Source organism: Pseudomonas inefficax (assembly GCF_900277125.1).
GTDB classification, from domain to species: Bacteria; Pseudomonadota; Gammaproteobacteria; order Pseudomonadales; family Pseudomonadaceae; genus Aquipseudomonas; species Aquipseudomonas inefficax.
Genome location: NZ_OPYN01000234.1, coordinates 1 through 10397, shown reverse-complemented (window position 1 = coordinate 10397; position 10397 = coordinate 1). Strand labels below are relative to the sequence as shown.

Annotated in this window: 13 protein-coding genes and 1 pseudogene; 3 read left to right on the top strand and 11 right to left on the bottom strand. The window is 63.1% G+C overall.

Annotated elements, in window-relative coordinates:
• A pseudogene (locus JV551A3_RS29605) lies at positions 1-168 on the top strand (tRNA (guanosine(46)-N7)-methyltransferase TrmB); the annotation flags it as partial.
• 740 nt (positions 169-908) lie between these two features.
• On the opposite strand, the gene JV551A3_RS29595 reads toward JV551A3_RS29605, so the two are convergent.
• From JV551A3_RS29595 to JV551A3_RS29555, 9 genes are all read right to left on the bottom strand, one after another.
• Complete coding sequence (locus JV551A3_RS29595) at positions 909-1235, bottom strand: DUF3392 domain-containing protein (RefSeq protein ID WP_133976078.1); 327 nt, start codon at positions 1233-1235, stop codon at positions 909-911.
• Between the two features lie 9 nt (positions 1236-1244).
• Positions 1245-2420, bottom strand: coding sequence for a radical SAM family heme chaperone HemW (gene hemW / locus JV551A3_RS29590; protein ID WP_133976076.1), 1176 nt, complete (start codon positions 2418-2420; stop codon positions 1245-1247).
• On the bottom strand, positions 2417-3013 hold the full coding sequence (gene rdgB, locus JV551A3_RS29585; protein WP_046613545.1) for an RdgB/HAM1 family non-canonical purine NTP pyrophosphatase: 597 nt from the start codon (positions 3011-3013) through the stop codon (positions 2417-2419). The genes hemW and rdgB overlap by 4 nt, the downstream gene beginning before the upstream one ends.
• Positions 3010-3444: a DUF4426 domain-containing protein gene (locus JV551A3_RS29580; protein WP_133976073.1), complete on the bottom strand. Its 435-nt coding sequence runs from the start codon at positions 3442-3444 to the stop codon at positions 3010-3012. The genes rdgB and JV551A3_RS29580 overlap by 4 nt, the downstream gene beginning before the upstream one ends.
• Before the next feature lie 22 nt (positions 3445-3466).
• Positions 3467-4087: a methionine biosynthesis protein MetW gene (metW, locus tag JV551A3_RS29575; protein ID WP_015272149.1), complete on the bottom strand. Its 621-nt coding sequence runs from the start codon at positions 4085-4087 to the stop codon at positions 3467-3469.
• A 7-nt stretch (positions 4088-4094) separates the two neighbouring features.
• Positions 4095-5234 (bottom strand): homoserine O-succinyltransferase MetX, encoded by a 1140-nt coding sequence (gene metX / locus JV551A3_RS29570; RefSeq protein ID WP_046613543.1) that lies wholly within the window; start codon positions 5232-5234, stop codon positions 4095-4097.
• Between the two features lie 99 nt (positions 5235-5333).
• The gene (locus JV551A3_RS29565) at positions 5334-5924 is read right to left on the bottom strand and encodes a YggT family protein (protein WP_013974619.1); all 591 of its coding nucleotides are present in this window, start codon (positions 5922-5924) and stop codon (positions 5334-5336) included.
• Positions 5925-5934: 10 nt separating this feature from the next.
• On the bottom strand, positions 5935-6753 hold the full coding sequence (gene proC, locus JV551A3_RS29560) for a pyrroline-5-carboxylate reductase (protein ID WP_133976071.1): 819 nt from the start codon (positions 6751-6753) through the stop codon (positions 5935-5937).
• 38 nt (positions 6754-6791) lie between these two features.
• Positions 6792-7478, bottom strand: coding sequence for a YggS family pyridoxal phosphate-dependent enzyme (locus tag JV551A3_RS29555; protein WP_133976068.1), 687 nt, complete (start codon positions 7476-7478; stop codon positions 6792-6794).
• A 65-nt stretch (positions 7479-7543) separates the two neighbouring features.
• Here JV551A3_RS29555 and JV551A3_RS29550 point away from each other — a divergent pair, with 65 nt between their 5' ends.
• Positions 7544-8542, top strand: coding sequence for a type IV pilus twitching motility protein PilT (locus tag JV551A3_RS29550; protein ID WP_133976066.1), 999 nt, complete (start codon positions 7544-7546; stop codon positions 8540-8542).
• 127 nt (positions 8543-8669) lie between these two features.
• Here JV551A3_RS29550 and JV551A3_RS29545 read toward each other — a convergent pair whose 3' ends face one another.
• Positions 8670-9305, bottom strand: coding sequence for a C40 family peptidase (locus JV551A3_RS29545; RefSeq protein ID WP_133976064.1), 636 nt, complete (start codon positions 9303-9305; stop codon positions 8670-8672).
• A 166-nt stretch (positions 9306-9471) separates the two neighbouring features.
• On the opposite strand from JV551A3_RS29545, the gene JV551A3_RS29540 reads away from it, so the two are divergent.
• Positions 9472-9888, top strand: a complete 417-nt coding sequence (locus JV551A3_RS29540) for an NINE protein (protein ID WP_133976062.1) — start codon at positions 9472-9474, stop codon at positions 9886-9888.
• 126 nt (positions 9889-10014) lie between these two features.
• Here JV551A3_RS29540 and JV551A3_RS31160 read toward each other — a convergent pair.
• Positions 10015-10397: SPOR domain-containing protein (locus tag JV551A3_RS31160; protein ID WP_235874659.1), on the bottom strand; the 383-nt coding region annotated here is incomplete at its 5' end.

Genomic DNA, 10397 nt, shown 5'->3' with positions numbered 1-10397 from the left:
GCCGAGTACATGCTGGAAGTGATGAGCGCGGCCCCTGGCTATCGCAACCGTGCGGCTGACGGTACCTACGTGCCACGCCCGGAAGAGCGCCCGATCACCAAGTTCGAACGCCGCGGCGAGCGGCTGGGGCATGGGGTTTGGGATTTGAAGTTCGAGAAGGTGGATTGATCGGCTGATACTGCCTTTCGATATGCCGATGCCTGCAGAAATGCAGGCGAAAAAAAACCGCCTTGAGAAGGGCGGTTTTTTATTGCAGGTTCGTGGTTGAGAGCCACTACTCTGCGGTACTTCACTGGATACACTCGCGTAAAGAAAGACTAAGGGCTACCTCGACCTGAGTCAATCCAGCAGTCACATTCGGTATTACCTCGGCTTCACAAGAACGTCATCAGGCGGGGCTGGAGCGTATATGATTGACGCGCTCGCATGTGAGCGGATCCAGTGCAGGGACCGGGAGGTGAAGATTTCGCTGTCCGGCCCCTTCGACACGGCTTGAGAACCGTGCCGGTGAAGTCTTCGAAGGGCCATCAACCTGGCCACTTCACTGGATACACTCGCCTGTATTCCGAAGGCATCGAAGTACCGGTTAGATGCTGGAAGATTGGCCCGCCAACACGGAGGCCAAGGCATATGAAGCGTTTGCTTGATGCGCTGAGCCGCGTTTGGACGTTCATCCGGATCTTGACTGTACTCAAGACCGTTCGGGACTTCTGTGGGAGCGGGCGTGCCCGCGAAACAGGCGACGCGGTGGATGGCACCGGCTTCGCCGGTGTTCGCGGGCATGCCCGCTCCCACAAAGATTGCGTAAGCCCCAAGGGCTCAGCGGTGAGGCAGCAATTGATGGGGCCGCTTTGCGGCCCATCGCGACACAAGGCCGCTCCTACAAGGGTTCAGTGCAAGGCCATGGCTCAGCCGCGACGATCCGCCACCACGCCAATCAGCACCAGCACCACCAGCAGGACCGGCGCCAGCGCGTAGTTGTTGAACTGGCTCAGCCCCTTCACCACCCAAGGCGTGGCATAGATCAGCGCCGCGCCGCTGCCGATCATCACCAGCAAGGCCATGAACGGTACGCGCAGCGCCCCCGCCAGGCCACCCAGGCGCTGTTCCACCCAGCTCTTGATATCGGTGCCGAACAGCACAAGCAGGCAGCCTACCAAGGCCAGTGAAATCTCCGACAGGTTACTGCGGCTCCAGCGAGAAACCGTCGCGAGCAGATCAAGTACCAGATCCATGGGTCATCCTTAGGTCAAGAAATACTGCAGCAGGTCATTGAGGAACAACTGGCCCCTCGGCGTGGCCACCAGTCGATCCGGTTCGACCTGTAAAAGGCCTTTTTGTTCGGCCGCGCGGCGTGCCTCGCGCAGCTGTGCCAGCGGCAAACCGGTGCGTTGGGTGAACAGTTCGGCTTCCACCCCATCGGTCAGGCGCAGGGCGTTCATCAGGAACTCGAACGGCAGCTCGTCGACTGGCAGCAGCTTTTCGCCAGCCTTGAATGGCTTGGCAAGGTTCAGGTAGTCCTTGGGCAGGCGGGTCTTCCAGGTGCGCAGGATGCGCCCGTCGGCGAAGGTCAGCTTGCCGTGGGCACCAGCGCCGATGCCGATGAAGTCGCCAAAGCGCCAGTAGTTGAGATTGTGCCGGGCGGCGCGCCCGGCCTGGGCATAAGCCGAGACTTCGTACTGGCGGAAGCCGTGTTCGGCCATCAGTGCCTGGCCGGCCTCCTGGATATCCCAGAGGATGTCGTCCTCGGGCAGCTCGGGAGGCTGGTTCCAGAATACCGTGTTCGGCTCCACGGTCAGCTGGTACCACGACAGGTGTGTCGGCCCCAGGTCGATGGCCTGGCGCAGGTCGCCCAGCGCGTCGTCCAGCGACTGGTCGGGAAGGCCGTGCATCAGGTCCATGTTGAAGTTGTCGAAGCCGGCGGCGCGCGCCATGCCGGCGGCGCGGACTGCTTCATCACCGTTGTGGATACGCCCTAGCGCCTGCAGTTTGGCTGGCTGGAAACTCTGCACACCGATGGACAGGCGGTTGATGCCAGTTTGCCGGTAGGCCTTGAACTTGTCCTGCTCGAACGTACCCGGGTTGGCCTCCAGGGTGATTTCGATGTCCGGCGCAAACGGGATGCGTTGCTCCACGCCACGCAGCAATCGGCCAAGGGCGTCGGCACTGAACAGGCTGGGGGTGCCGCCGCCGAAGAAGATCGAGCTGATCGGCCGGCCTTGCACTGCGGCCAGCTCCTGGTCGAGGTCGGTCAGCAGGGCGGCGACATAGGCATCTTCCGGCAGCTCAGGCCCGGCAGCGTGGGAGTTGAAGTCGCAGTAAGGGCATTTGCGTACACACCACGGGATGTGGATGTACAGCGCCAGCGGCGGCAGGTTGGTAAAGCCCGTCGCGCCGGGGTTGGACAGCGTTTCGATCATGCCAGGCCCAGACGTTGGCGGAGCAGGGCCATGGCGCGGGCGCGGTGGCTAAGCTGGTTCTTGTCCACAGGGGCCAGGTCGGCGCTGGAGCAGTTGCGCTCCGGTACCCAGAACAGCGGGTCGTAGCCAAAGCCGTGTTCGCCACTTGCCTCGAACATGATGCGCCCGTGCCACAGGCCTTCGCACAAAATCGGCAGCGGGTCGTCGGCATGGCGCACCAGTGCCAGGACGCAGACGAACTGCGCACCGCGCTCGGCTTCAGGCACGTCCTTCAGCGCTTCGAGCAGCTTGGCGTTGTTCGCCGCGTCACCCTTGCCATCGGCATAGCGTGCCGAGTAGATGCCCGGCGCGCCGCCGAGGAAGTCCACCGCCAGGCCCGAATCGTCGGCCAGGGCCGGCAGGCCGGAAATGCGTGCGGCGTTGCGCGCCTTGAGGATGGCGTTCTCGACGAACGACAGGCCGGTTTCTTCCGGTTCGACCTGGCTGAACTCGCCGATCGAGCGCAGTTGCACGGACGCGCCGAGCATAGCCTGGAGTTCCTTGAGTTTGCCGGCGTTGTGGCTGGCCAATACGAGTTGCTGGAAATTCATCATTCGCCTGGGAAAACGTCCTGATTGAAGCTGAGGGAGTTGCTGATGCCGCCGGTTTCGATATTCAGGTCGAAGGTGACGGTTTCTGGCTGGTCGATCTTGAACTGGGCGATGTAGTACACCGCGCCCTGATCGGTGATCTGCTTGAACGAGAGCGGGCTGCTGCGCCCGGTCAGGTCCTTGACCGTGCCGCTGACCACCGCCGTGGCGGGCTTGTTGGCCTTGAGCACGGCAATGTTGAGTACGCCCTGGTTCTTGCTGCGCACCAGGCCGGTGGCTGCGGCCACTTCCGGTGTCAGCATGCTGGAAGTGAACGCGCTGTAGTGCACTGTCACGTCGCCAAACACTTCCTTGCGCTCGGGGCGGGCAGCATCGGCAGCCAGTACCGGCAGGGCCAGGCACAGGCTGATCAGGAACAGGGCTAGGCGACGCATGGGGTGATTCCTCCGCTGGGCGTCAGACTGCGAGCTGATGTTCTTGCAGGCCCGGGCTGCTGACGCGGTAGATGCCGATCTCACCTAGAAGATTAGGCCAAAGCCGGCCACCCCACCCGTTGCGGTGCAAGTGGTCGACAGCCAGGCGGTCGAGCACCTTGGCGCGGCGCTCGTGGCATAGCTCTTCGAAGTCGGCGAAGGTGCAGAAGTGGATGTTAGGCGTGTTGTACCAGGTGTACGGCATGAAGTCCGAAACCGGCATGCGGCCTTTGGTCGCCAGGTACCAGCGGCAACGCCAGTGGCCGAAGTTGGGGAAGGTGATGATGCACTGGCGGCCCACACGCAGCATCTCGTCGAGGATGCGGTCGGGGTACTCCACGGCCTGCAGGGCCTGGGTCATGATCACCACATCGAAACTGTTGCTGGCGAAGTTGCCCAGGCCCTTGTCCAGGTCCTGCTCGATGACGTTGACGCCCTTGGCCACGCAGGCGGCGATGTTGTCGGCGTCGATCTCCAGGCCATAGCCGGTGACCTGCTTGCGGTCGCGCAGCGAGGCCAGCAGTTCGCCGCTGCCGCAGCCCAGGTCGAGTACCCGGCTGCCGGCGGGGATCCAGTCGTGGATGATTTCCAGATCGGCTCTCATGCTGTCCTCAGATGGCAATGCGGTTCATGTAGTTCGAGAAACCCTGCATGTAGCGAGGCGTGGGGATCAGGAAGGCATCGTGCCCGTAAGGCGAGTCGATCTCCAGGTAGCAGACGTTCTTGCGCGCGGCCATCAGGGCGTCGACGATCTCGCGCGAACGGGCCGGGGAGAAGCGCCAGTCGGTGGTGAACGACATGATGCAGTAATCCGCCTTGACGTGGGCCAGGGTGGCCGCCAGGTCGCCGCCCTGGGCAGCGGCGGGGTCGAAGTAGTCCAGCGCCTTGGTCATCAGCAGGTAGGTGTTGGCGTCGAAACGCCCGGAAAACTCCTCGCCTTGGTAGCGCAGGTAGCTCTCGACCTGGAATTCGACGCTGTGGAAGTCATAGTTGAGCTTGTCGCTCTTCAGCTCGCGGCCGAATTTTTCACCCATCGAGTCGTCCGACAGATAGGTGATGTGGCCGACCATGCGCGCCAGCATCAGGCCGCGCTTGGGGATCACGCCCTGGTCCTGGAACGAACCACCATGGAATTCCGGATCGGTGAGAATGGCCTGGCGTGCCACTTCGTTGAACGCGATGTTCTGTGCCGACAGCTTGGGCGCCGAGGCGATGTCGACGCAATGGCGCACGCGCTCGGGATAGCTGATGGTCCACTGCAGCGCCTGCATGCCACCCAGGCTGCCACCGACCACTGCGGCCCACTGCTGGATGCCCAGACGCTCGGCCAGGCGCACCTGGCTGTGCACCCAGTCTTCCACGGTCAGCACCGGGAAGTCGGCGCCATAGGGCTTGCCGGTGGCCGGGTTGACGCTGCTGGGGCCGGTACTGCCGTTGCAGCCGCCCAGGTTGTTCAGGCTGACCACGAAGAAGCGGTTGGTGTCGATCGGCTTGCCAGGGCCGATGCAGCTGTCCCACCAGCCCGGCTTGCGGTCGGTGGCGGCATGGTAGCCAGCGGCATGGTGGTGGCCGGAGAGGGCATGGCAGATCAGCACGGCGTTGCTCGCGCTGGCGTTCAGGGTGCCATAGGTCTCGTAGACCAGCTCGTAACTGGCCAGGGAGCGGCCACAGGCCAGTGCCAGCGGTTCATCGAACCGGGCGGTTTGCGGTACTACCAGACCGACGGAATCTTCGGGAAAGACAGTTGACATCGACCCTGCTCACGCTTGACGGAGGCGTAAGTCTAAAGAGCGCTACCCCCAGCGGCAAGCAGAGGCTTGTCGCTGGAAGCAACCAGGGGCAGGTGGGGCTCAGATCATCCGCCACAGCTCTTGCGGCATGCCGGCGTAGGCGGCCAGCGGTGGCATGACGAACGACTGGATTACCTGGATCGCGAGGAAGGCGAAGATCGGCGAGATGTCCATGCCGCCCAGGTTGGGAACGATGCGGCGGAACGGTGCCAGCACTGGTTCGCTGATCTGGTAGGCCAGCTCGGCCGCCGGGTTATGGCTGTTGGGAGCAACCCAGGACACGATCACCATGACGATCATCGCCACCCAGAAAATCTTCAGGAACAGCGAGGTGATACCGATGATGGCCCACATCAGCAGGTGCAGGATGTCACCGAAGGTGCCGTAGGTGACCATCAGCACGAAAGCCATCAGCAGCGCCTGGATGACCACCGACAACAGCAGTGACGAGGTATCCAGCCCACCGACGCTGGGGATGACCCGGCGAATCGGCTTGAGCAGCGGCTGTGTTGCGCGCACGGCGAACTGGCACAGCGGGTTGTAGAAGTTGGCCTTGACCAGCTGCAGGACGAAGCGCAGCAGGACGATCACCAGGTACAGGCTGACCAGGGTTTGCACCACGAAGATCGCGGCGCCGGACAGTGCATTCATCTAAGGCTCCTTATTTGCCCAGTTGTTCGGCCAGCTCGGCGGAACGTGTAGCCGCAGCTTGCAGCGCCTGTTCGACGATGGCTTCGAAGCCGCTGGCCTGGAACGACTTGATTGCCGCTTCGGTGGTGCCGGCAGGCGAGGTGACACGGCGGCGCAGTTCGGCGGCATCGACATCGCTGGCAACCGCCATGCGTGCGGCGCCCAGGGCTGTCTGCAGGGTCAGCTGGGAGGCGGTTTCACGTGGCAGGCCAAGCTTTTCGCCCGCCGCGGTCATGGCTTCGATCAGCAAGAAGAAATACGCCGGACCGCTGCCGGAGACGGCGGTTACGGCGTCCAGTTGCTGCTCCTGCTCCAGCCACAGGGCGGTGCCCACGGCCGACAGCAGTTGCTCGGCCTGCTGGCGTTGTTCGCTGGATACTTGCGCGGTGGCATACAGGCCGCTGACGCCCTGGCGCAACAGTGCCGGGGTGTTGGGCATGCAGCGCACCACCGGGCGAGCGCCGACCCAGCTCTGCAGGCTGGCGCAGGTGATGCCGGCGGCAATGGAAACGATCAGCTGGCCATCCTGCAGGTTCGGTTGCAGGGCCTGGCACACGGCTTTCATGACCTGCGGCTTGACCGCCAGGACGATGACGTCGGCGCCATCGATGGCTTGGGCGTTGTTCTCGAAGGTTTCGATGCCGTGCTCGGCCTGGATGCGGCTGCGGGTCTCGGCGCCCGGGTCGCTGGCGCGGATCTGCGAGGCGTCCAGGCCCTGGGCACGCAGACCACCGATCAGGCTGGCGGCCATGTTGCCGGCGCCGATAAAGGCAATACGAGTCTTGCTCATGTCAGGTCCTTGTGGGAAAGAGTGAGTAAAGCATGGAATCAGGGCTGCCCGTAGTCGCGGGCGCCGAACAGGGCGGTACCGATACGCACCCAGGTCGCACCCTGTGCAATGGCAGCTTCCAGGTCGTGGCTCATGCCCATGGACAGGGTGTCCAGGCCAAGGTCAAGGCCTTCCTGCAACTGGCGCAGGGTGGCGAAGGCGGCTTCCTGGGCGGCGCGGTCATCGGTCGGTTCGGGGATGGCCATCAGCCCGCGCAGGCGCAGGTTGGGCAGTGCGGCTACCGCCTTGGCCAGGGCCGGCAGGTCGGCAGGAGCGCAGCCAGACTTGCTGTCTTCGCCGCTGACGTTCACCTGCAGGCAGATGTTCAGTGGCGCCAACCCGGCCGGGCGCTGCTCCGACAGGCGTTGGGCGATTTTCAGGCGGTCCACGGAATGTACCCAGTCGAAATGCTCGGCGATGGCTTTGGTCTTGTTCGACTGAATGGGGCCGATGAAGTGCCAGATCAAGGGCAGGTCGCTGAGTGCCTGCTGCTTTGTCAGCGCTTCCTGTAGGTAATTTTCCCCGACATCGCACACGCCGGCGGCGTGGATCTCGCGGATGGCGCTGGCTGGCTTGGTCTTGCTCACGGCCAGCAACTGGACGCTGGCCGAATCACGCCCGGCAGCCTGGGCAGCGCTGGCGATACGGGCGGAAATAGCGGAAAGGTTGTCTGCTAGGGTGGACATGGACTGATGCCGGCGGCTGTGGGGTTTGCCGCATTCTACCTACTTGAAGGCCTTTGGGGAGTCTCATGGATGTGACCGACCTGTTGGCCCAGGCCGTGGACGCAGGGGCTTCCGACCTGCACCTCGCGGCGGGCCAGATACCGATGTTGCGCATGGATGGCGAGCTGCAGCGCATGGCCCTGCCGACCTTGGGCCCGGCCGCCTTGACCGAGGGCATGGCACCGATGCTGGAAGAAGACCAGCGCCGACAGTGGGCCCAGGGAGATGAGCTGGACCTGGCGCTGGAATTGCCGGCGCTGGGGCGCTTTCGGCTGAACCTGTTTCGCCAGTTGCATGGCCCTGCGGCCACCTTTCGCCTGATCCCGGGGCATATCGCCACGCTCGATGAGCTTGACCTGGGGGATGTGTTTCAAGCTGTTGCGCAGTGCAGCGATGGCTTGATCCTCGTGGGTGGGCCGACCGGCAGCGGCAAGACCAGCACCCTGGCGACACTGCTGGACCGTCTGAACCGCGACCGGGCTTTGCATATCATCACCCTCGAAGATCCTGTTGAAGTTATCCACAGCAGCCAACGCAGCCTGGTCAACCAGCGTGAGGTCGGCCGCCATTGCGGTGGGTTCGCCCAAGGGCTGCGCAGTGCCCTGCGCCAGGATCCGGATGTGATCATGATCGGTGAGCTGCGCGATTTGGAAACCATTCGCTTGGCCTTGCGCGCGGCCGAGACCGGGCACCTGGTACTGGCCACAGTGCATACGCGATCGGCGGTGAACAGTATCGACCGGCTGGTGGAGGTGTTCGCTGCCGAAGAGAAGCCACTGGTGCGGACGATGCTGGCCGAGTCGTTGCGGCTGGTGGTGGCTCAGGTGCTGGTCAGGCGCGCGGGCGGTGGTCGGGTTGCTGCACGGGAAGTGCTGGTGGTGACGTCAGCGGTGCGTAACCTGATTCGGGAAGGGCGGATGGCGCAGTTGTGTTCGGTGATGCAGGCGGGTGGTGGGGATGGGATGCGGACGATGGAAGGGGCGATGCGGGGGTTGAGGGAGCGAGGGCTGATCAGAGATTTGTAGCGCCCGTGCCGGCCCTTTCGCGGGTAAACCCGCTCCCACAGGTACACCACAGCATTCGAAGGCAGTGTTATCCCTGTGGGAGCGGGTTTACCCGCGAAGGGGCCAGTACAGGAGAGCGCCGATCAGATCAGCGCTTGGCCAGGTTCAGCTGCTGCTGTTCTTTCGGCAGCACGCGTTTGGCTACCACGTAGTGCTTTTGCCAGTAAGGCTTGCTCAGAGTGTCGATGCTCACCCGCTTGCCACGGCGTGGTGCATGGATGAAGCGGTCGTTGCCCAGATAGATGGCAACGTGGTTCACCCGGCGGCTCTTGATGTTGAAGAAGATCAGGTCACCTGGCTTCAGGTCACCCTTGGCCACCTTGACGCCGTGGCCCTGGGCCATGGCATTGGAGGTGCGCGGCAGGTCGACGTCGGCGACGTCGTTGAAGGCGTACTTGACCAGCCCGCTGCAGTCGAAGCCTTTCTTCGGGCTGCTGCCACCCCAGACATAAGGGGTGCCGAGCACATTCACCGCACGGCTGAGCACGTCGCTGCTCTGCTTCGGCGACATGGCTGCGACCGGTACGCCGGGCACGCTGCGGCTGCTGGCGGCATTGCTTGGACGGCTACGCAGCGCGGTCTGCTTGACCGGTGCGTGTCTTACCGAGGCATTGGAGGTGTAGCCGGTAAAACCATTGGGAAGACGTTGCTCACGATTGGTGGCGTGGGCGGCCAGGGGCAATAATAGGCAGAGGGTCAGCCATGTCTTGAGTAAAGGCGGCATAGATGAAGCTCTTATGAATAGTTATGTGTTGGGCGCGCAACTTTATAACAGCTTTTTGATCAATCTTTGGCCCGTTGGTCGATTGCCCTGGTGCCGTACGTCGGCCTGCGACAAGAAAGTCACATTTTTTCTTAGAAAATTTTCGGATAACCCACGGGGGCTATGAATGAACAGTTATCAACAAGGGGTGCCGTTTCACGACACCCACAGCAAGACCATTGGCTACCTGCTATGGATTTTCGGCTTTACCGGGTCGCATCGTTTCTATTACGGCAAGCCCGTAACCGGCACCATCTGGTTCTTCACCCTGGGCCTGCTGGGCATCGGCTGGCTGATCGACCTGTTCCTGATCCCGTCCATGGACCGTGAAGCCGACCTCAGGTTCCAATCCGGGCGCATTGACTACAACATCGCCTGGATCCTGCTGACCTTCCTCGGCGTGTTTGGGCTGCACCGGTTGTATCAGGGCAAGTGGATCACCGCGATCATCTACTTCTTTACCGGCGGGCTGTTCCTGGTGGGGGTGCTGTATGACTTCTGGACGCTGAACAGCCAGGTGTCCGAGAGGAATGCCTTGCGTTGAAATTTTTCGCGGGTAAACCCGCTCCCACAGGGTTTCCGGTGCCTGTGGGAGCGGGTTTACCCGCGAAGAGGCCAGAAGCGTCCATGAAAAAGGCCTTGTCGCACCGAAGCGGCAAGGCCTTGTTTGTTACTGACGGGTCTGCCGCTGCTGCAGCAACAGGTTGCTGAACCCTGCCCCGGCCAGCTGCTTCTGTGCCCCGGTCAGCTGTTCACGATTGCTGAACGGCCCGACCAGCACGCGGTACCAGGTTTCGTCCTTGACCGTGCCCGACTCCACCTTCACCGACTGGCCCAGCAGGATGATCTGCGCGCGCACCTTGTCGGCATCGGCCTGCTTGCGGAACGAACCAGCCTGCAGGAAGAACTGGGTGGTTGCCGCCGGCTTGATCACCGGCGGTGCCGGTGGCGGGGTCTGCCCCATCAGCGCCGCCTGCGCTCGCGCCGTGTCGATCTNCGCCGCTTCGGCCGGCGTCACCGGTGNCACCGGCTGGGCCGGGACGGGTGGCGTCT

Coding starts and splice junctions, on each gene's coding strand:
- metX (WP_046613543.1), bottom strand. CDS start 5,234: ATGTCAACTGTCTTTCCCGAAGATTCCGTCGGTCTGGTAGTACCGCAA.
- JV551A3_RS29555 (WP_133976068.1), bottom strand. CDS start 7,478: ATGTCCACCCTAGCAGACAACCTTTCCGCTATTTCCGCCCGTATCGCC.
- JV551A3_RS29545 (WP_133976064.1), bottom strand. CDS start 9,305: ATGCCGCCTTTACTCAAGACATGGCTGACCCTCTGCCTATTATTGCCC.
- JV551A3_RS29565 (WP_013974619.1), bottom strand. CDS start 5,924: ATGAATGCACTGTCCGGCGCCGCGATCTTCGTGGTGCAAACCCTGGTC.
- metW (WP_015272149.1), bottom strand. CDS start 4,087: ATGAGAGCCGATCTGGAAATCATCCACGACTGGATCCCCGCCGGCAGC.
- JV551A3_RS29540 (WP_133976062.1), top strand. CDS start 9,472: ATGAACAGTTATCAACAAGGGGTGCCGTTTCACGACACCCACAGCAAG.
- hemW (WP_133976076.1), bottom strand. CDS start 2,420: ATGATCGAAACGCTGTCCAACCCCGGCGCGACGGGCTTTACCAACCTG.
- JV551A3_RS29550 (WP_133976066.1), top strand. CDS start 7,544: ATGGATGTGACCGACCTGTTGGCCCAGGCCGTGGACGCAGGGGCTTCC.
- JV551A3_RS29580 (WP_133976073.1), bottom strand. CDS start 3,444: ATGCGTCGCCTAGCCCTGTTCCTGATCAGCCTGTGCCTGGCCCTGCCG.
- JV551A3_RS29595 (WP_133976078.1), bottom strand. CDS start 1,235: ATGGATCTGGTACTTGATCTGCTCGCGACGGTTTCTCGCTGGAGCCGC.
- rdgB (WP_046613545.1), bottom strand. CDS start 3,013: ATGATGAATTTCCAGCAACTCGTATTGGCCAGCCACAACGCCGGCAAA.
- proC (WP_133976071.1), bottom strand. CDS start 6,753: ATGAGCAAGACTCGTATTGCCTTTATCGGCGCCGGCAACATGGCCGCC.